The organism is Aeromonas sp. R4-1 (genome assembly GCF_040908325.1).
Taxonomy (GTDB): Bacteria; Pseudomonadota; Gammaproteobacteria; order Enterobacterales; family Aeromonadaceae; genus Aeromonas; species Aeromonas veronii.
The window spans coordinates 50,683-70,322 of sequence record NZ_JBFODM010000088.1 but is presented as its reverse complement, the minus strand read 5'-3'; the positions used below and the strand labels follow the sequence as shown (position 1 = coordinate 70,322).

The 19,640-nt window shown below is 62.9% G+C and carries 20 protein-coding genes and 1 riboswitch; of the genes, 4 read left to right on the top strand and 16 right to left on the bottom strand.

Translation table 11 applies throughout. From position 1 onward, the window contains the following. Nucleotides 1-56: 56 nt before the first annotated feature. Nucleotides 57-548: a nicotinamide-nucleotide amidase gene (gene pncC, locus AB5Y90_RS16680; protein ID WP_042052756.1), complete on the bottom strand. Its 492-nt coding sequence runs from the start codon at nucleotides 546-548 to the stop codon at nucleotides 57-59. Nucleotides 549-797: 249 nt separating this feature from the next. Between pncC and mutS the strand changes: the two genes are divergently transcribed. Then, on the top strand, nucleotides 798-3,380 hold the full coding sequence (gene mutS, locus AB5Y90_RS16675; RefSeq protein WP_368167332.1) for a DNA mismatch repair protein MutS: 2,583 nt from the start codon (nucleotides 798-800) through the stop codon (nucleotides 3,378-3,380). A gap of 91 nt (nucleotides 3,381-3,471) precedes the next feature. Here the strand turns inward: mutS and AB5Y90_RS16670 are convergent, their stop codons facing one another. From AB5Y90_RS16670 to AB5Y90_RS16655, 4 genes are all read right to left on the bottom strand, one after another. Beyond that, nucleotides 3,472-4,335 carry a patatin family protein gene (locus tag AB5Y90_RS16670; protein ID WP_368167330.1) on the bottom strand — a complete coding sequence of 288 codons (864 nt, stop codon included), beginning with the start codon at nucleotides 4,333-4,335 and terminating at the stop codon, nucleotides 3,472-3,474. A 277-nt stretch (nucleotides 4,336-4,612) separates the two neighbouring features. Then, on the bottom strand, nucleotides 4,613-5,512 hold the full coding sequence (locus AB5Y90_RS16665) for a hypothetical protein (protein ID WP_103252114.1): 900 nt from the start codon (nucleotides 5,510-5,512) through the stop codon (nucleotides 4,613-4,615). Nucleotides 5,513-5,586: 74 nt separating this feature from the next. Then, complete coding sequence (locus AB5Y90_RS16660) at nucleotides 5,587-6,276, bottom strand: LrgB family protein (RefSeq protein WP_005341581.1); 690 nt, start codon at nucleotides 6,274-6,276, stop codon at nucleotides 5,587-5,589. After that, entirely contained in the window at nucleotides 6,269-6,670 is a 402-nt protein-coding gene (locus tag AB5Y90_RS16655; protein WP_041202734.1) for a CidA/LrgA family protein, read from the bottom strand. Before AB5Y90_RS16655 ends, AB5Y90_RS16660 begins: the two co-directional genes overlap by 8 nt. A 134-nt stretch (nucleotides 6,671-6,804) precedes the next feature. Between AB5Y90_RS16655 and AB5Y90_RS16650 the strand changes: the two genes are divergently transcribed. Then, entirely contained in the window at nucleotides 6,805-7,689 is an 885-nt protein-coding gene (locus AB5Y90_RS16650; RefSeq protein ID WP_368167328.1) for a LysR substrate-binding domain-containing protein, read from the top strand. Here the strand turns inward: AB5Y90_RS16650 and AB5Y90_RS16645 are convergent. Together AB5Y90_RS16645 and ybaK are read right to left on the bottom strand one after the other, a co-directional pair. Next, the gene (locus tag AB5Y90_RS16645) at nucleotides 7,683-8,567 is read right to left on the bottom strand and encodes a transporter substrate-binding domain-containing protein (protein WP_368167326.1); all 885 of its coding nucleotides are present in this window, start codon (nucleotides 8,565-8,567) and stop codon (nucleotides 7,683-7,685) included. The genes AB5Y90_RS16650 and AB5Y90_RS16645 overlap by 7 nt on opposite strands. Nucleotides 8,568-8,750: 183 nt before the next feature. Beyond that, nucleotides 8,751-9,215, bottom strand: coding sequence for a Cys-tRNA(Pro) deacylase (ybaK, locus tag AB5Y90_RS16640; protein WP_005336092.1), 465 nt, complete (start codon nucleotides 9,213-9,215; stop codon nucleotides 8,751-8,753). A gap of 219 nt (nucleotides 9,216-9,434) precedes the next feature. Between ybaK and AB5Y90_RS16635 the strand changes: the two genes are divergently transcribed. Together AB5Y90_RS16635 and AB5Y90_RS16630 are read left to right on the top strand one after the other, a co-directional pair. Then, the gene (locus AB5Y90_RS16635) at nucleotides 9,435-9,851 is read left to right on the top strand and encodes a GNAT family N-acetyltransferase (protein WP_368167324.1); all 417 of its coding nucleotides are present in this window, start codon (nucleotides 9,435-9,437) and stop codon (nucleotides 9,849-9,851) included. Continuing rightward, nucleotides 9,851-10,453: a GNAT family N-acetyltransferase gene (locus AB5Y90_RS16630; RefSeq protein ID WP_368167322.1), complete on the top strand. Its 603-nt coding sequence runs from the start codon at nucleotides 9,851-9,853 to the stop codon at nucleotides 10,451-10,453. Before AB5Y90_RS16635 ends, AB5Y90_RS16630 begins: the two co-directional genes overlap by 1 nt. A gap of 66 nt (nucleotides 10,454-10,519) precedes the next feature. Here the strand turns inward: AB5Y90_RS16630 and AB5Y90_RS16625 are convergent, their stop codons facing one another. The 9 genes from AB5Y90_RS16625 to AB5Y90_RS16585 form a co-directional block, all read right to left on the bottom strand. Beyond that, nucleotides 10,520-10,867 (bottom strand): transposase, encoded by a 348-nt coding sequence (locus AB5Y90_RS16625; RefSeq protein ID WP_368167321.1) that lies wholly within the window; start codon nucleotides 10,865-10,867, stop codon nucleotides 10,520-10,522. A gap of 577 nt (nucleotides 10,868-11,444) precedes the next feature. After that, on the bottom strand, nucleotides 11,445-12,578 hold the full coding sequence (gene thiH, locus AB5Y90_RS16620) for a 2-iminoacetate synthase ThiH (RefSeq protein WP_368167319.1): 1,134 nt from the start codon (nucleotides 12,576-12,578) through the stop codon (nucleotides 11,445-11,447). 110 nt (nucleotides 12,579-12,688) lie between these two features. Next, a complete protein-coding gene (locus AB5Y90_RS16615) occupies nucleotides 12,689-13,456 on the bottom strand; it encodes a thiazole synthase (protein ID WP_368167318.1) in 768 nt (255 codons plus the stop codon). 1 nt (nucleotide 13,457) lies between these two features. Then, nucleotides 13,458-13,664, bottom strand: a complete 207-nt coding sequence (gene thiS / locus AB5Y90_RS16610) for a sulfur carrier protein ThiS (protein WP_368167316.1) — start codon at nucleotides 13,662-13,664, stop codon at nucleotides 13,458-13,460. Next, nucleotides 13,661-14,455 (bottom strand): ThiF family adenylyltransferase, encoded by a 795-nt coding sequence (locus tag AB5Y90_RS16605; RefSeq protein WP_368167314.1) that lies wholly within the window; start codon nucleotides 14,453-14,455, stop codon nucleotides 13,661-13,663. The genes thiS and AB5Y90_RS16605 overlap by 4 nt, the downstream gene beginning before the upstream one ends. After that, nucleotides 14,445-16,052, bottom strand: a complete 1,608-nt coding sequence (thiE, locus tag AB5Y90_RS16600) for a thiamine phosphate synthase (RefSeq protein ID WP_368167312.1) — start codon at nucleotides 16,050-16,052, stop codon at nucleotides 14,445-14,447. The genes AB5Y90_RS16605 and thiE overlap by 11 nt, the downstream gene beginning before the upstream one ends. Next, nucleotides 16,049-18,040 (bottom strand): phosphomethylpyrimidine synthase ThiC, encoded by a 1,992-nt coding sequence (thiC, locus tag AB5Y90_RS16595; protein ID WP_368167310.1) that lies wholly within the window; start codon nucleotides 18,038-18,040, stop codon nucleotides 16,049-16,051. Before thiC ends, thiE begins: the two co-directional genes overlap by 4 nt. A 280-nt stretch (nucleotides 18,041-18,320) precedes the next feature. Beyond that, nucleotides 18,321-18,433, bottom strand: a riboswitch (TPP riboswitch). 77 nt (nucleotides 18,434-18,510) lie between these two features. Further along, nucleotides 18,511-19,026, bottom strand: coding sequence for a MerR family transcriptional regulator (locus AB5Y90_RS16590; protein ID WP_005342946.1), 516 nt, complete (start codon nucleotides 19,024-19,026; stop codon nucleotides 18,511-18,513). A 56-nt stretch (nucleotides 19,027-19,082) separates the two neighbouring features. Further along, nucleotides 19,083-19,568 (bottom strand): hypothetical protein, encoded by a 486-nt coding sequence (locus AB5Y90_RS16585; RefSeq protein ID WP_368167308.1) that lies wholly within the window; start codon nucleotides 19,566-19,568, stop codon nucleotides 19,083-19,085. Between the last annotated feature and the right edge of the window lie 72 nt (nucleotides 19,569-19,640).

The following is a 19,640-nucleotide window of genomic DNA, read 5'->3' as shown; positions in this document are numbered from 1 at the left end:
GTAAGAAGTGAAGTTGGGCTAAGTATACTGTCTATTCATACAGCATCAAGCCCAATTTATCTGAGCAGGGCCAACAGACCCGACAAGGCCTGTCTCACCGCCTGCTGGCGTACCTGTCGGCGATCCCCATCGAAGCGGGCGAGCAGGGAGTGGTGACGGCCATTGCGGTCGGCCCAGGCGAACCAGACGGTGCCGACCGGCTTGCCTTCGGTGGCGCCGCCGGGGCCGGCGATGCCACTGATAGCAACGCTGATGGAGGCAGACGAGTGCGCCAGCGCGCCGCGGGCCATCTCCAGCACCACCGCCTCGCTCACCGCACCGTGCTGCTCAAGGCTCTCGCTGCTCACCCCCAACATCTGCTGCTTGGCCTCGTTGGTATAGGTGACAAATCCGCGATCGAACCAACCGGAGCTGCCCGCGATGTCGGTGATGGCGCTGGCCACCCCGCCGCCGGTACAGGATTCGGCGGTCGCCGCCAGCCAGCCCCGCTGGCCAAGGGCCCGTCCCAGCTCGATGGCAAGGTGCTCTATCTCTGCATCCAGTTTCATCACGACTCCTTCTGATCCGCTCAAGAGGCACATTATGCGATCCCGCTAGCGCCGCCCGCAACCACGGCAGACCGCCCTTGCCTGCTGCAATGTGAGGTGCCGCACCTGTGTCTGCCTTCAATAGTGCAGAACAACCGCGCCCGGAACACCCGCTCCCCCGTCGCGGCGCTTATGTGTAGAATGGCGTCATCAAGCTCAAGGCTCATCACCGCAGACACAGGCCCGCAGAGGCCCCTTCTGGAACAGAACATGACCGCACAACACCACGCTACTGGCGCTGCGCCAAGCGCCAATCTCAGCGCCCACACGCCCATGATGCAGCAGTACCTTGGCCTCAAGGCCGAGAACCCGGAGATCCTGCTGTTCTACCGGATGGGCGACTTCTACGAGCTGTTCTATGACGATGCCCGCAAGGCCTCCCAGCTGCTCGACATCTCCCTGACCAAGCGCGGCCAGTCGGCGGGCAGCCCCATCCCGATGGCAGGAGTGCCCTATCACGCCATCGAGGGCTATCTGGCCAAGCTGGTGCAGCTCGGTGAATCCGCCGCCATCTGCGAGCAGGTAGGGGATCCCGCCACCAGCAAGGGGCCGGTGGAGCGCAAGGTGATCCGCATCATCACCCCGGGCACCGTCTCCGACGAGGCGCTGCTCAGCGAGCGGCAGGACAACCTGATCGCCGCCGTCTACCACGATGGCCGCCGCTTCGGCTATGGCACCATGGACATCGGCTCCGGCCGCTTCTTCATCAACCAGTTCGAGAAAGAAGAGACCCTGCTGGCGGAGCTGCAACGCACCAATCCGGCCGAGCTGCTCTATCCCGAATCATTCGAGTTCCTGCGCCACGTCGAGGGTCGCCGCGGCCTGCGCCGCCGCCCGGAGTGGGAGTTTGAGCTCGGCACCGCCCGCAAGCTGCTCTGCCAGCAGTTCGGCACCCAGGATCTGGTGGGCTTTGGGGTCGAGCAGAGCGAGACCGCCCTGTGCGCCGCGGGCTGCCTGATGCAGTACGTCAAAGACACCCAGCGCACCGCCCTGCCCCACATCCGCAGCGTGCGCCTCGAGCAGCCTGATCACGCGGTCATCATGGATGCCGCCACCCGCCGTAATCTGGAGCTGACCCAGAATCTGGCTGGAGGCTATGAAAATACCCTGGCCGAGGTGCTGGATCGCACCGCCACCCCCATGGGCAGCCGCCTGCTCAAGCGCTGGATCCACCAGCCGATCCGCGATCGGGTGATCCTGAAAGGTCGCCAGAGCACCATCAAGGAGTTGATCGAGCAGAACCTCTATGACGAGCTGGGCAGTCTGCTGCGCCAAGTCGGCGATGTGGAACGGGTGCTGGCGCGCCTCGCCCTGCGCTCGGCCCGCCCGCGCGACCTCACCCGCCTGCGTCAGGCGTTCGCCCAGCTGCCCGAATTGCAGCGTCTGCTGGCGGACAACGAACACGAAGCGGTGCAGCAGCTGGCCGAGCGCGCCAGCACCTTCCCCGAGCTGCTCGACCTGCTGGAGCGCGCGGTGATGGAGGTACCACCTGTGCTGATCCGCGATGGCGGCGTGATCCGTGACGGCTTCAATCAAGAGCTGGACGAGCTGCGGGATCTGGCCAACGGCGCCACCGCCAGCCTCGCCCGCATCGAAGAGCGGGAGAAGCTGCTGACCGGCATCAACACCCTCAAGGTGGGTTACAACAGGGTGCACGGCTTCTATATCGAGGTGAGCCGGGCCAACAGCCATCTGGTGCCGGCCCACTACATCCGCCGTCAGACCCTCAAGAACAACGAACGCTACATCATCGATGAGCTGAAGAAATACGAGGACAAGGTGCTCACCGCCCAGGCGCAGGCGCTGGCATTGGAGAAGCGGCTCTACGAAGAGCTGCTCGATGCCCTGCTGCCCCACCTCGGCGATCTGCAGGAGTCCGCCGCCGCACTGGCGGAGCTGGACGTGCTGGCCAATCTGGCCGAGCGCGCCGAGACCCTCGACTACCGCTGCCCGCGACTTCTCGACGAGGATCAGATCCTGATCGAAGCGGGCCGCCATCCGGTGGTTGAACAGGTGATGACAGACCCCTTTATCGCCAACCCCATCCGACTTGAGCGGGAACGGCGGATGCTGATCATCACCGGCCCCAACATGGGCGGTAAATCCACCTACATGCGCCAGACCGCGCTGATCGTGCTGCTGGCCCATATCGGCGCCTTCGTGCCCGCCGACAGCGCCCGCATCGGCCCCATCGACCGCATCTTCACCCGCATCGGGGCGTCGGACGATCTCGCCTCCGGCCGCTCCACCTTTATGGTGGAGATGACCGAGACCGCCAATATCCTCAACAACGCCACCGCCCGCAGCCTGGTGCTGATGGACGAGATTGGCCGCGGCACCAGTACCTACGACGGACTCTCGCTGGCGTGGGCCTGCGCCGAACAGCTGGCGAGCAAGATTGGCGCCTACACCCTGTTCGCCACCCACTACTTCGAGCTGACCCGCTTGCCCGAGCTGATGAGCGGGCTGGCCAACGTCCATCTGGATGCGGTGGAGCACGGCGACACCATCGCCTTTATGCATGCGGTGCAGGAGGGGGCAGCCAGCCGCTCCTACGGCCTGCAGGTGGCGGCGTTGGCGGGGGTGCCGAAATCGGTGATCCAGCAGGCCCGCCACAAACTGCATGAGCTGGAGAGCGCCACTCCGGTGGCCGCCGGTGAAAGCCGCCCGGCCCCGGCGGCTCTCGCCCCGCAACCCCATCCGGTGGTGGAAGAGCTGGCAGCGGTGCGCCCGGACGAGCTGACCCCGCGTCAGGCGCTCGACCTGCTCTATCGCCTCAAGCAGATGCTGTAAGCACTGGCCGCCGCGCAAGCATGCACAAGGGGAACCGCGAGGTTCCCCTTTTTATATTCAGCGCATTATGTTCAGCACCGACCCCAGCCGTTCAGGCCACCGCTCGCGCCTCTCCACGGGCCCGCAGCAGACTCTGGCGCCCCTGCCAGTAACCCTGCAGATAGCCGGACTCCAGCTTGACCGGGTCCTGGGTAAAACGGGAGACCATGAAATCGGTCGGTGGCGCGATCACCTCGATGTCGCAATCGGCAGGGGGGTTGGCGATGAAATCGAGCGCCCGGTTGTAGGCACGATCCCGCTCCAGCATGGCTTGCGCCAGCGCAGGCTGGGTTTTCAGCAAGGCTTTGACCATCCAGCAGAAACGGGCCGGCTTCTTGCGATATCCCCAGGGCTCCGACAGCACCACCGTCATCCGCCGCGCCCCGCGCCGATAGGCCTCTATCACCGGAATGGAGTCGCTGATGCCGCCATCGGCCATCGGGCGACCATCAACGCAGGGGGTATCGTGCTGCACCACCGGCAGGGCGCAGGTAGCGGTCAGCACCTCATCCATGTTGTCGGGCTGCACCGGCAGATAGATGGCCTTGCCGCTCGCCACATCGGTCGCCACCGCATAGAAGGGAATGTCGCGGGCGCAGAAAGTGTCGAGATCCAGCGGGAAGTGATGGCGACTGGCCTGCCACAGCCAGCCGATGTCCACCAGATCACCTCCTTTGACGAAACGCAGGGGATCGAGAAAACGGGAGCTGCAAGCCAGCTCGGTGATGATGTGGTGACTGCGGCGCGGCTGCTCGCTCAGATAAGAGACCAGATTGGTGGCACCGGCCGAGACGCCCATGACGAAATCGAACGGGTAGTGGTGACTTTCGACAAACGCATCGAGCACGCCGCTGGCAAAGATGCCGCGCATCGCGCCCCCTTCGACAATCAGGGCGCAAGAGTGGGAATTAAACATAACAAGGCTCCGTCAGCTGTAATACCTGCCGGGATCGATACCGGCCCAGTGATGGACGCCTTCATGCAGAACATCAAGACGCCGCAGCAGGACGATTCAGGCTCACTCGCACAAGCCAGAAGCGGGCAGGAGCAAACCTGAACCGTGAAGCGACCCCCAGTATATGCAGCGCACCAACCTTCAAAAAATGAATTTAAATAATAAAAAACATGCCTTTTTAGCATGATTGAGTGCATCGGCAGAGACGGCCCTTTATCCGGTAATAGCCCCATCAGGATCAAGGCAGCCCGGGCCCGAACGTCCCGTCGACGGGGTTGTAGTGGTAGGCCCGATAATCAAAGTCCACCTTATCAAGGCGCGGATTGGCCAACTCGAACAACAGGCGCTTGGGGAGCTGCGCCTGCTCGAGGGAAGGTTTGAAGTGGCGCAGCCAGAGCTGTTGCAGCGAGCCATCCCGCCACGCCAGCTTGAGCCCGACCGAGAGGCGGCGGATGGCGGCCTGATTATCCTTGTGGGTGTAGAAGAGGTGGAGGAAGGGATAGTGCAGCGCCACTCGCCGATCCACGGTGAGGCCGGGCAGATCACTGTGCTGCTCCTGCTCGATGAAGAGCTCGTTGGCCCCGCGGCAGAAGAGATCGATGCGACCGCGAGCCACCAGCTTGAACAGCCGCTCGTAACCGTCGATCTCCTGCACCTTGAATCCCCCATGACGCAGGATCTCCGCATCCTGCCAGCCACGTCCCTGCCCGTGCAGAAATTGCTGCAGGTCGGTCAGGGTATTGACCCTTGCCACTGCGTCGGCCTGCTGCGGACTGACAAAGCAGATGCGATAACCGAGGATGCCCAGCTCCACCGGAAAACGGACGTAATCCAGCGCTCCGCTCTCTGCGGCCGGACGCAGACTGTCGGCCACAAACAGATTGGGGTATTGCTGAGTCTGCACAATCTGTCGCATCCGGATACGGTTCATAGGCGGTGCGGTTCGCAGCTCGTAGTCACCGAAGCTGTCGCGGGTCTTCTCCAGCGCCAGCTGCAACAAATCGCGAAAATAGAGGGTACGCAAGTCCCGATCGCTTTCGGGGCTGATATGAGTGATGACGTCGCTCGCCCGTAGGGGAGTGGCAAGGAGGGAAAGACTGCACAGCAGCAAGCAGGAAGCGAGGCGATGAAAGGTCATACTGCTCATCCCGGAAATACAGGCTCACTAGAGTGTAGCGCCGGGACAAGCAGCCTTCTAAAGGGAAGCCAGGCCTACCAGAACATCCGGCCCAGCAGGGGTGCCAGCAGCACGGTCACCATACCGGCGATCATCATCACCATGCTGGAGACCACCCCCTCCTCATTACCCATCTGATAAGCCCTGGCAGTGCCGGCGCCGTGGGCCGAGGCACCAAACCCCGCCCCCTTGCCGAGACGGCTGCGAATGGCCAGCACGGTGAGCACGCTCTCCCCTACCGCCATGCCGATGACACCGGTGAGCACCACAAACAGCGCAGTGAGATCGCTCTGACCGCCGATGGCGCGGGTCGCCTCCACCGCAAACGGCGTAGTGATGGATCGCATCGCCAGACTGCGCTGCAGCATGTCGGAGAGATCGAGCCAACGGGCCAGCAGCACGGTACTCCCCACCGCCATGATGACTGAGGCGACCACCCCCACCGACAGCGACAGCCAGTGGCGACGAATGAGCTGGCGGTTCTCATAGACCGGCACCGCGAAGGCGACGGTCGCTGGGCCCAGCAGCCAGAGCAGCCAGTGGGATTCGGCCATGTAGTCCTGATAGGGGATGTGGAACAGCAGCACCACGGCCACCAGCAGGGTCGGCGCCAGCAGCAGGGGCATCAGCGGCAGAATGCGCTTTTTGCCATAGAGCCATTTGCTGGCGTAGTAGAAGAGCAGGGTGAGGGCGAAGCAGATCAGCCCGAGCAGGGTATCAGACATGACGGCGACTCCGGCGGGCCAGTTTCAGTTCGAGGCGGTAAACCCGGTCCACCACCAGCGCCGTGGTACCGAGCACCAGCGTAGTGCTCACCAGCAGCACCACCATGATGCGCCACCCCTCTTGCAGCAGCAGCTCCTGATAGTTGACCACCGCCACCACGGCGGGGACGAAGAAGAGCAGCATCTCGGCCAGCAGCCAGCGAGCCCCTGCGCTGAACCACTCGGCCTTAACCACCCCGAGCAGGATGCAGGCCAGCAGCAACAGCATGCCGGTGAGGTTGGCGGGCAGCGGCAGATGGAGGGTACGCACCGCGGTATCGGCCAGCAGCCAGATGGCTGCCAGCAACACAATCTGGAAGGGAGTCTGTAACCAGCGCAAGCAGAGGGCTTTCATGATCATCGTCTTTCTGTGAACCGGCTCACAGTATAGAGTTGAGCAAAACCTGCCAGAAATGAATTAAAATTATCAAATTCATGCCGCATAGGCATACTTCATCCCGTACCCGCCAACACGAGTCGAGAGAGTCCATGGATATTCGCGCCCTGCGCTATTTTGTCGAACTGGTGCGGGAAAAAAGCTTCACCCGCGCCTCTGAAAAGCTGTTCGTCACCCAGCCCACCATCAGCAAGATGATCCGCAATATCGAAGAGGAGCTGGGCCAACCCCTGCTCAACCGGGAAGGGCGCCGCTTCACCCTGACCGACAGCGGCCTGGTGCTGTTCAACCGGGCCCAGACCATCTTGGCGGAGATGCAGCAGCTGGAGGCCGAACTGGCGGATCTGCAGAGCCTGCAACATGGTCGCCTCACCCTCGGCATTCCCCCCATGGTGGGTCACGTCTATGCGGATCTGATCCGCGCCTACCGCAGCCGCTATCCCAAGGTGGAGCTGACCCTGGTGGAGTACGGCGGTCGCCGCATCGAACAGGCGGTGCTGGAGGGGGAGCTGGATCTCGCTATCACCATGCTGCCGACCAAAGAGGGGGGCGCCCTCAGCGCGCTGGAGCTGGATCAATACCCGATCCGGGTAGTGTTGCCTGATCAACCCCGCTGGCATGGCGAGGCGCCGCTGCGGCTGGAGTCCCTCCAGGAGGAGCCCTTCCTGCTCTATACCCGGGCGTTTACCCTGAGCGAGCGGCTGGAGCAGGCGTGTCAGGAGGCGGGCTTTGTGCCGCAGGTGGCGGCGCGCAGCAGCCAGTGGGATTTTCTCACCGCCATGGTACGCAGCGGCATGGGGGTCGCCTTCTTGCCGGATCCGGTCTGCAACCGGCTGACCCCGGATGGTCTGGTGCTGCGGCCGCTGGAGCCCGAATTGAGCTGGCGACTCGGGGTGATCTGGCCGAGCGAGCGCTATCTGTCGCGCACCGCCGAGGCCTGGCTGGCCCTCTGCCGCCAGCGGCAGGCGCCTCAGTAATCGCCGAAGCGATCGGTCTGCGGATTGTAGAAGTAGGGGCGGTAATCGAAGCTGATCCCGTCGAGGAAGGGGTTATCCAGACGCAACATTCGGCGCTGGGAGAGCTTGGCAAAGGCGATGGCCGGGCCAAAGCTCTTGCGCCACAGCGCCTGTAGCGAGCCATCCTGCCACGCCAGCTGCAACCCCCGCTCGACCCGCTTGAGCGCCTCGCGATTGTTGGGATTGGTGTAGAAAACCCGGGGCAGCGGGTAGTAGATCAACAGCGCGTCATCCACCAGCAGATCCGTCATCTCCTTGTGGGTCAGCTGCTCGCTGCGCAGCTCGCTCACCCCGCGGCAGAAGAGATCGAAGCGGCCCCGCGCCACCATTTTGAACAGCTTCTCGTACCCCTCCACTTCCACCACCTCCATCCCGGCGTAGCGCAGGATATCCACATCCAGCCACCCCTTGCCCTGACCGAAGGTGAACTGGCGCAGCCCCTTGAGGTCAGTCACTTTGCTCACCGCCGCCTTTTGCTGCGGACTGACAAAACAGATGCGGTAGCTGACGATCCCCAGATGGATGGGAAAACGGACATAGGCAAGCCCCAGATCCTCGCGGGTGCTGCTGTAGCTGTCCATCACAAAGAGGTTGGGATAGCTGTCGAGCTGCATGCTGAGCCGCTCGCGCGCCTTGGTCATGGGCGGCGCAGGCTCCAGCAGATAGTCGCCAAACTGGTCGCGGGTCTTGTCGAGGGCGAGCCGCAGCAGCTCCCGATCATAAGTGGTGCGCGGATCCCGCTCGCTCTCCGGGCTGATATAGGTAAACCGGGTGGCCGCCTGTCCGGTCAGCGACAACATGCAGAGCAGAGCGGCAGCAAGCAGATGCAGGGGTAACATAAACCGCGCCTTGGCTGAAGGGGTACTTTCAGTGTAGCCCTGAGCGTGGGCGCCCCACCTTGGCGCGGCCTGTGCGAAGATAAGCAACACGACAAACAGGAGGATGCGGGCAGATATCCTCACGAGTCACATCGCCTCCGGGCCACCACAGGCCCGGAGGGCAGGTTCACACCTTGCCCGGCACTACTCTTCGCCGATGGGTGCAGCGATCCACTTCATCAGCGTCAGCATATCCTGCGGCGCCACCCCGACCGAGAGACCGCGCTTGCCGCCGCTCACCAGGATCTCGTCAAACTGCAGCGCCGACTCGTCGAGCACAGTGGGCAGCAGTTTCTTCTGCGCCAGCGGGCTGATGCCACCCACCTTGTAACCAGTCAGCTTCTCCGCTTCCGCCGGTTTCATCATCTCCACCTTCTTGAGACCGGTCGCCTTGGCCAGCTGTTTCAGGCTGCACATGCCGGATGAGGGAACGATGGCCACCACCGCCTGCTTGTCGTGATGGGCGACCAGAGTCTTGAACACCTGCGCCTCCGGCAGCCCGAGCTGGGTCGCGGCATGCTTGCCGAAATCGTCGTGGGCTTCGCACTCGTAGGGGTAGAGCTTGTGGGGAATTTTGAGCTTCTTCAGCAGGTTGATGGCAGGAGTCATGATGGTTGCCTTGAATCGAATCGCATAAAAACAAGGCCAAACAGTCTGCGCCTCACTCTGGGGTGATGCAAGGGGGGATGGAAGTTGCAAGAGCCATTGACTGGCCGCCATGCCATGCACGCTTGGTGGCGAGCGACCAGAAGACTTGACCAAACAGAGTCCAAACGGGTATTGCTTTAACCCTTTGACGCCGCCACAACCCATACCGCAGGAACCCATATGCAACTAACCCCACCCCAACCGCCTCAGGACGATGATGTTGAAGCGCTGCGCATTGGTCTCTCGGGCTTCAACAAGGATCACGCCGGCACCCATCTGCGCGAGCGGATCGCCAGCTTTATCAAAGATGAAGAGGGCAAGGTACACGGCGGCATCATCGCCGACATCAAGTGGGGCTGGCTGCATGTCGACTGGCTCTGGATCGATGAAAGCATCCGCCGCGATGGCTGGGGCGGCCGCCTGCTCGGCGCCATGGAGCTGTACGCCCAAAGCAAGGGCATCAGCAACTACCATCTGGAAACCACCAGCTTTCAGGCCCTCCCCTTCTATCAGAAGCAGGGTTACGAAGTCTTTGGCCAGCTGCCCGATATGCCGCCGGGGCATATCAGTTACTTTCTGAAAAAGCAGGACAAGTGATGACATTCCAGCCCCTTGCCAATGCCAATATCGTGATCCGCCCGTTCGAAGCGGGCGATGCCGACGAGTTTGTCCGCGCGGCCCACGAATCGATCGAGACGGTCGGTAAATGGATGAGCTGGTGCTCCCATTCATTTACTCGGGAGAGCGCGCTGGAGTGGTTTACCAGCCGCGAGCAGGATTGTGCGGCGGGACGCGCCTTTGACATGGGCATCTTCTGCGCCACCACCGGCCAACTGCTGGGTGGCGCCGGTATCAACCTGCTGTCGCCCCACCATCACTACGGCAATATCGGTTACTGGGTACGCCAATCTCGCCAAGGCTGCGGTATCGCCAGACAGGCGGTCGCCCTGCTCCGTGACTTTGGTTTTCAGCAGTTGGAGCTATTTCGGCTGGAGATCGTGATGGGGGTTGGCAACAGCGCCAGCGAAGCTGTTGCCATCGCTGCCGGAGCCGCCTTTGAGTGCCGGGCAAGAAACCGTATCTTTCTTCATGGGCAGCCCCTTGATGCACATATCTATTCGCTTGTTCCTAAGGAAGGTGCGAATAAGTCACCAAACATAAAAATGCGCCCTTGTAAGCATTTGAATTTAATAAACTAAATTTTTCAGTTTCGTTGTGGAGGGTGCTTATTCGCACCCTCCTTAGATCACAGACGATCTGCCTGTTCAAATTTCATTAACAAAGTGCGATCCCGCCCTGCGCTCACCACGCTGCCAACGAGATTCTGAGCGAGCCTCTGAATTGGGGATTGATCGTGAAAACTTGCTTTTTATTTGGCGCCAGCGCAACGGAAAATTGGTATCCCCTTCCGGCAATTCCAGCAAGGCATGCAGATGTTCGGGCAAGACAACCCAGCCATGGATCCGGAATGGATGATTCTCTTGCACCTCCCTGACAACCTTCCTCAACAGATCGATCCGTTCGACCAGTAGATGGTTGTTCTGGCGTTCAGCCAGCACGACCGTAAAAAACCAGGTTCCCCCCGGTCGCCATGCCCGTATGTAATTCGCCATGCCTTGCCCAACCGACAATCAACCATGTTGTTAAATGTGGTCCAAACAAAGCAAAACATGGGGGGCAATGAACGAAGTGAATTGCACCTCTCGTCACAATCGCGGTGCAATGCGCTCCGCTTATTGCACCCTACGACAACTCCCTGAGGTTATGGAGGGCACGGTTTTGGCTCCCCCTCCAATCCGCCGAGGGGAAGGTGAAAGGTCAGGAGCGCCATCAGGGATGATGGCGCAGACGCAGCCGGCACAGGGATGTGCCGTCTGCGGCGGTCCGTCCGACCTTGCACCTGCCCTGAGGGAAACCGCGTAGCGGTCTGATTGGTGGGGGAGAAGACCTTTGGTGACTTTGGGTCTTTCCAAAGTCACTCGCCCCAGCCCGAAGGGCGGGCGAAAACCCTTCGAGGCCAGCGGCCTCGCATCCTGCACGGCGAAGCCGTGCCATCGACTATCTCCTCGGACGATTACGCCTGACGGCTAATTGACCCTGCGATTGCACGGTAAGGCCGTGCCTGCTTGCCACAGGCACGGAGTCTGGCTGGACACCGGATGCCACCTGCAAAGGGGAGCATGGCCGCCCCTATCGGCCCAAGAAGGGTTCCCAGTCCTTGAACACTGGCTGCAACCCCGCCTGCCGCACGGCGGCGGCCACTTCCCCTACCGGACGGTCGTCGTGGATGGCGAACTGCTCCAGCTCCTCCGCATCTCCCTCGGCATAGCCTCCCGGCTGGGTGCGCGACTCGGCCGACATCTGGGTGATGCCAAGGCGCACCGCGCCGTTGCGAAAGGTGGCCGACTCGCGGGTGGAGAGCGACAAATCCAGCGTGGGCGAGAAGAGGCGCCAGGCGCAGATAAGCTGGGCCAGCTGGCGATCCGACATGAGCACGGCAGGCTCCAGCCCACCGGTGCAGGGGCGCAGGCGCGGGAAGGAGAGCGAATAGCGGCTCTGCCAGTGGTGGCGCTCAAGCCAGCTCAGATGCTCGGCGACAAAGTAGCTATCGGCGCGCCAATCCGAGGAGAGGCCGATGAGCGCCCCCAACCCGATTTTGTCGATACCGGCGCGGCCCAACCGATCGGGCGTGGCGAGGCGCCATGCGATGTCCCGCTTGTTGCCGCGCAGGTGATGGCGGGCGTAGGTGGGGGCGTGGTAGGTCTCCTGATAGACCATAACGGCGTCGAGGCCGAGGCTCTTCAGCTCGGCATATTCGGCCTGCGAGAGGGGCTGCACTTCCATCCCTACCGTGCTGAAGTGGCGGCGGATGATGGGCATCACCTCGCGAAAATAGGCGAGCCCCACCTTGTGTTCATGCTCGCCAGTCACCAGCAGCACGCTGTCAAAACCGCGCGCCTTGATGGCCAGACACTCGCGCTCAATCTCCTCTGCATTCAAGGTCTTGCGCTTGAGGCGGTTGCTCATGGAGAAGCCGCAATAGGTGCAGTCGTTGGCGCACAGATTCGACAGATAGAGCGGCACATAGAAGCCGATGGTGTTGCCAAAGCGCTGGCGGGTGAGGCGCTCGGCCTCGGCCGCCATCTGCGGCAGATAGGCTTCGGCGGCAGGGGAGATCAGCGCCATAAAATCGGCCAGGGTACGGCGTGGTGCGCTCAGGGCGCGGGCCACATCGACGGCGGTCTTGGCGCGGATCTGCATGCCGATATCGTCCCACTCCAGTTCGTGCCAGCGGTCGAGAAAGGTTGGCTCCTTAGCCCTCACCCTCAGCCCCTCTCCCTTATTTTGTGAAGAGCCGAGAGGGGGGCTATCACTCAGGCGCACTTGGGGTTGTGCAAAAGGCTCGAAGTCACTCATCGCACCACCATCATGACTCATAACACCCCCAGAAAATCGGTCAGCGGGCTGGAGGCTTGGGCCTGCAGGGCGCGGGCGCCGAGACCGGCTTCATAGGCACTGCGGCCAGCCTCACAGGCCAACGCAAAGGCGCGGCCCATGGCGACCGGGTCGCCGCTCACCGCGATAGCGGTGTTGACCAGCACGGCATCGGCGCCCAGCTCAAAGGCGGCGGCCGCGTGGCTCGGCGCACCGATCCCTGCATCAACTACCACAGGCACATTGGCCTGCTCGACGATGATGGAGAGAAACTCCCGGGTCACCAACCCCTGATTGGAACCGATGGGAGCGCCGAGTGGCATCACGGCGGCGCAGCCCACCTCTTCCAGCCGCTTGCAGAGCACGGGGTCGGCGCCGCAGTAGGGCAGCACCACAAAGCCCTCTTTCACCAGCTGCTCGGCGGCTTTCAGCGTCTCGATGGGATCGGGCAAGAGGTAACGAGGGTCGGGGTGGATCTCCAGCTTCAACCAGTTCGTCCCCAGCGCCTCGCGGGCGAGGTGGGCGGCAAATACCGCCTCGGCGGCGGTCTTGGCACCTGAGGTGTTGGGCAGCAGCTTGACCCCGAGCTGCAGCAAGGGACTCAGGATATCGTCGTGGGCCTTGCCCGGTTCGAGCCGCTTGATGGCCATGGTGACCAGCTGGGAGCCACTCGCCTCGATGGCGGCGGCCATCAGCTCCGGGCGGGCAAACTTGCCGGTGCCGGTAAAGAGGCGCGATGAGAAGGTGTGATCGGCAATTGTCAGCATGTCAGCCTCCTGCAATGGCAGTGAAGAGGTGAAGTTCATCCCCGTCATTGAGACGGGTCTCGGCCCAGCGGCCACGGGGCAGCACGGTGCCGTTAAGGGCTACCGCCACTCCCTGTGGATTAACGTCTTGCGCCGCCAGCAGGTCGGCCACGCTCTGCCCTGTCGCCAGCGGCTGCGCTTTATCGTTGAGTCGAATGGTCAAGGTCATGGGGTGATCTCCTTATCGTGTGTCGGGCATCGGCGCTGCCCGCAAACCGGGCAATCGGGGTCAGGGGCCAGAGTGAGGGTCTGCCACTGATGGGTCAGGGCATCGAAGCGGCGCAATGTGCCAGCGACCGGGCTTTGCATCCCGAGCAGCAGTTTCAGTGCCTCCAGCGCCTGCAAGGTGCCCATCACCCCCACCAGCGGGCCGGTGACGCCGCTGGTCTCGCAGCTCTCCTTGATCTTGGTATCCTGCGGATAGAGGCAGGCGTAGCAGGCGTGATCCGTACCTGTGCGCACCATCAGCTGCCCCTGCCAACCCACCGCCGCGGCAGAGATCCAGGGCTTGCCCTGAGCCACGCAGGCGGCGTTGATGGCCTGGCGGGTGGCGAGGTTGTCGCAGCAGTCGATCACCAGATCCACCTCGGCCACAAACTCCGGCAGGCTGGCGGCATCGAGCCGCTGATTGATCGCGATCAGCTCCACCAGCGGGTTGTGGGCGGCCAAGCGCTCGCGGGCCAGCTCGGCCTTGGAGTGGTTGACCGCCTCGCTATCAAACAGGATCTGGCGCTGCAAGTTGCTGGAATCCACCGTGTCGCCATCGGCCAGCCACAAGGTGCCCACCCCGGCCCCGGCCAGATAGAGGGCGAGCGGCGAGCCAAGCCCGCCCAAGCCCACGATCAGCACGGACTTATCTTTCAGCCGTGCCTGCCCTTCTTCACCCACTTCCGCCAGCATCAGCTGGCGGCCGTATCTCAGATACTCTTTGTCACTAAGAGAAGCGGCATCAGAGCGCATGTTCTGCCTCCCGTATAACGGTGGCCGAGCGTGGCTCATCCCCCGCTCCCACGGCCGCGAGCAGCCGTTCGGTCGCCCCCTGCCAGTCGTCGCTGGTAGTGATGGCCGAGACCAGCGCGATACTGCCGACCCCGCTTGCCTTGACCGCCGCCACCCGCTCCTCGCTGATGCCGCCGATGGCCACCGTCGGCCACTCCGCCATCAGGGCGCGGTAGCGGTGCAGCCGCACCAGCCCCTGCGGGCGCGAAGGCATCGCCTTGGTGTTGGTCGGGAAGATATGACCCAGCGCGATATAGGAGGGGGCCAGCTCGCGGGCCCGCATCAGCTCGAAGTAGCCGTGGGTGGAGATGCCAAGGCGCAACCCGGCCGCCTGAATGGCGGCGAGATCGGCGGTCTCCATGTCCTCCTGCCCCAGATGCACGCCCCAGGCGCCCGCCTCGATGGCCTGCTGCCAGTAGTCGTTGATAAAGAGCCGCGCCCCATGGCGGCGACCGAGCGCCACAGCATCACGAATGGCCGGCGCCACCTCTGCGGCGGGCAGATTCTTGATCCGCAGCTGGATGGTTTTGACCCCCTGCCCCAGCAGGCGGCACAGCCACTTGACCGAATCCACCACCGGATAGAGGCCGAGGTTATGTTCGGTCGGCGCGAAGGGGCCATCCGGCAGGCGGGTGCTGCTCACTTCATAAAGTCCGAAACGACGGTCGAGGGCAGACCCTGCCAGCACGGCACGGGGGAAGTGAGCAAGATCGGCTGGCCAGCCAAGATGGGCGATGGGCCCAGGGCCTGCGCCCACTCCTTGCGCCGCCGCCAACCCCTGTTGCAGGTAGGCACGCGCCAGGGTGATGGCGTCCTCCACCGGATAATCCTGCGCCACTACGGCGGCGATGGCGCTGGCGTAACAGCAACCGGTGCCGTGACCGTGGCGGGTATCGAGGCGCGGTGCGGCGAGCCAGAATTCGCGGGTCTCATCCTGGTAGTAATCGAGGCAGAGATCGCAGCTCCAGCCCAGATGGCCGCCCTTGACCAGCACGGCGCGGGCGCCGAGTTCGCGCAGCCGCTGGGCGGCGAAGCGCACCAACACAGGGCTGGTCGCGGGAATGCCGGTCAGGGCTTCCAGTTCGGGGCCGTTGGGGGTGATCAAGGAGAGGCGCGGCAATAGCTGCTCGCGCACCGCCTCCAGCATATTGGGTTCCGCCATCGGGGTGCCGCTGCTGGCGATGGCCACCGGATCGTAGACCACGAAGGGACTCTCAATAGTTGCCAGTCGGCGGGCCAATACCTCCACATGGAGCCGGGTCGGCAGCAGACCGATCTTGATGGCGGCGGGCGGCAGATCGACGCCGAGGGCATCGATCTGGGCGGTGAAGGTCTGCATCAGTACGGGGTCAACCATCTTCACCGCCACCGAGTTCTGGGCGGTAATGGCGGAGATAACCGAACAGCCGTGCACGCCAAGGTCGTGCAATGTGTGCAAGTCGGCCTGAATGCCGGCGCCGCCGCCGGAGTCGGATCCCGCTATCGTCCAGACCACTGGTAGCGAGTCGGTCACGCGCGGCTGGTCGGCGGGGCTGACAGCCCCACTTGCGCTGCTCACGCCTCCTCCCCTGCGGCCTGTTTCAGCGCTGCCGCCTGATGGTAGATCTCGCCGCCGGTCTCCTTGAAGGTCTCTGCCATGCGGGCCATTCCGCTCTCGACCTCGGCCACTACCTGCTCCTGCTGGCCATCCATGCCGACCAGCTTGATCTCCACAGCCTCCAGCTTTGCTGCGTAATCACGCACATCCTGGGTGATCTTCATGGAGCAGAACTTGGGCCCGCACATGGAGCAAAAGTGGGCCACCTTGCCGGACTCCTGCGGCAGGGTCTCATCGTGGTAGGCGCGGGCGGTGTCGGGATCCAGCGCCAGATTGAACTGATCCTCCCAGCGGAACTCGAAGCGCGCCTTGGACATGGCGTTGTCGCGGATCTGGGCACCCGGATGCCCCTTGGCCAGATCGGCGGCGTGGGCGGCGATCTTGTAGGTAATCAGCCCCTGCTTCACATCCTCCTTGTTGGGCAGCCCCAGATGCTCCTTGGGGGTGACGTAGCAGAGCATGGCGCAGCCGTACCAGCCGATGAGCGCGGCGCCAATGCCGGAGGTGAAGTGATCGTAACCCGGTGCGATATCGGTGGTGAGCGGGCCGAGCGTATAGAAAGGCGCCTCGTGGCAGTGCTCCAGTTGCTCGGTCATGTTGCGCTCGATCATGTGCATCGGCACATGACCCGGCCCCTCGATCATCACTTGCACGTCGTATTCCCACGCGATCTTGGTCAGCTCGCCCAGAGTGCGCAGCTCGGCGAACTGGGCCTCATCGTTGGCGTCATAGACGGAGCCCGGGCGCAGACCGTCACCAAGGGACAGGGCCACGTCATAGGCGGCGCAGATCTCGCAGATTTCGCGGAAGTGCTGGTAGAGGAAGTTCTCCTTGTGGTGCGACAGGCACCACTTGGCCATGATGCTGCCACCACGGGAGACGATGCCGGTGAGGCGCTTGGCGGTCATCGGGACGAAGCGCAGCAGGACGCCGGCGTGGATGGTGAAGTAGTCCACCCCCTGCTCGGCCTGCTCCAGCAGGGTGTCGCGGAACAGCTCCCAGGTGAGGTCTTCGGCGATGCCGTTGGTCTTCTCCAGCGCCTGATAGATGGGCACGGTGCCGATGGGCACCGGGCTGTTGCGCAGGATCCACTCGCGGGTCTCGTGGATGTAGCGGCCGGTGGAGAGATCCATCACGGTGTCGGCGCCCCAGCGGGTGGACCAGACCAGCTTCTCCACCTCCTCTTCGATGCTGGAGGTGACCGCCGAGTTGCCGATGTTGGCGTTGATCTTCACCAGGAAATTGCGGCCGATGATCATCGGCTCCGCTTCCGGGTGGTTGATGTTGCTGGGGATGATGGCGCGACCGGCGGCCACCTCATCGCGCACAAATTCGGGGGTGATGTTCTGGGGCAAACGGGCACCAAAATCGCGGCCCGGATGCTGGGTGCGCAACAGTTCAGAGCGCACCCGCTCGCGCCCCATGTTCTCGCGAATGGCGATAAATTCCATCTCGGGAGTGACGATGCCGGCGCGGGCGTAGTGGAGCTGGGTGACCCGGCGGCCCGGCTTGGCACGGCGCGGCTTTGGCAGATGCTCGAAGCGCAGGTGATCCAGCCCCTCGTCGGCCAGACGCTCCTGAGTGAAGGTGGAGCTGAGCCCCGGCAGTTCGTCGGTATCATCCCGTTCCAGCACCCAGTTCTCCCGCAGGCGCGGCAGGCCACGGCGCACATCGATGGCGACCCCCTCCTCTCCGTAACGGCCCGAGGTGTCATAGACCGGAATCGGCTCGTTGGGTTCGAATTTGGGATCTTCTTTGGTGCCGCCGACGAAGGTGTCGGCCAGCTGGATCTCCCGCAGCGGGACACGGATATCGGCGCGGGAGCCTTCGATAAAAATGCGACGGGAGTTGGGATGAGCCATCCCCTTGAGGCTGTCGATAAAAGCTTGGGCGCTGGAGCGCTGCTCGCGGCGGCTGGATTTGGCGGTATCAGATACAGAAGTAGACATAGCAAAACTCACATTAACTGGTTGAAGTTATGGGTATTTGCTTGTCTGGAGTTCGAGGAGAAGATGAACTTGCGGCGGGGTGTTTATCTCGGGAGGGAGTGCGCGCGGGATGGATCTCCGCGCTGCTGTTCTGCCGCTTCCCGCTCTCTGCATGCTGTGGGCAAGGCGCCCCACGTGCTGGACAACCGGACGGGACAGACTCCCTCCTGTGCGCCCTGACTCATCAAGGGTGCTCCCTTCGATGAGCGGAAGAGGCTTGTTCCTCCTCCGGCGCGGTAACCCGCAAGTTACCCTTGTTCCCTTCGCAGGTTTTAACCTGATCAGGTTCCACGGATCCCGAATTAACGGTCTCAGCTTCGCGTCGTTCGACGGTCAGCACTCCGACAAGATGGCGCCAGTATAAGGGGGAAAATTTAAAGCACAAGCCGTTAACAATCCGGGTCAACGGCCGGTGCTGTGGTCGGACCGGGTTACTCCCCGCGCGACCAGGTACGGATGGCGGCGATCTCCGCGGCGGGGATCTGCAGGGATTCGAGGAATTCCTGATGGGCCTGTGGCTCCATCTTCTCGAACTGGATATGCCAGTTGCGCATCATCTCTTCGGTCATGCCTGCGGCCTGCATGATGGCAACCCAGCGTGCCTTGTCTACCATGGGAATCTCCTCGTGTGTCTGTTGGCGATAGAGGATGATGGCCCGCTGTTGCCGCCTCAGCTCGGCGATCTCCTGCTCCAGTCGCAGCAGGTGACCATCGAGGCAGGAGTGGCTCTCCTGCCTCGCCGCCAGCAGAGTGCCAATCTCTTCGAGCGGCAGCCCCATGGCGCGAAAACTGGCGATCTGCCGCCCCCGTTCCAGCTCGGCCTCGCCATAGCGGCGATAGCCGTTCTCCCCGCGCAAGGCGGGAAGCAGCAGACCGAGACGTTCGTAATAGAGCAGGGTGGTGCGGCTCAGACCCAGTTCTCTGGCCAGCCGGGTAATCGTCAACATAGGGGTTCCTTCATCCAACGGGCAGAGGATAAACCCGCCTATTGTAGACGGGTCAACTACTCCTCCGGATTGACGACAAGGATTTCGCTTAAGCGGCCCTGTTCGTCGCGGATCAGCACCAGATCGCTCCCGGCATGCAGATCGGCGGCCGAGCCGTTAACCCAGCGCACCAGCGGATTGAGTGGCACAGTGCCCAGGGTGGCCAGCGTGAGCTGCCGATCATCGAAGGATTGCAGGAGATCTTGCGCCCGCTGCCAGGGCTGATTGGCCAGCGGGGCTCTGGCGGCCAACAGCTCAATCCGGGTGGCAACGCCGTCGGCCACCAGCAGAGCGAGCTGGTCGCCGGGTTTGAGTGGCTGCGGCCAAATCTCCCCCTGCCGCCAGACGGCGGCACTGCCCTGCTCCACTTCGGCCCCCTGAAATTGCAGGCGGATGCCGTCGCTGTGCTCCAGCTCCACCAGCCACAATTCGTCGGCTCCCGCCTGCGCCGCCCAGAGCGGCACTCCCAGCATCCATGCACACCACTTCCTCGATTGTTCCATCTTCGTTCGTCCCTGAACAAAAAGCCCATGCTGGACAAGCATGGGCTTCATTCGGGAGCATTTCTAATCGGA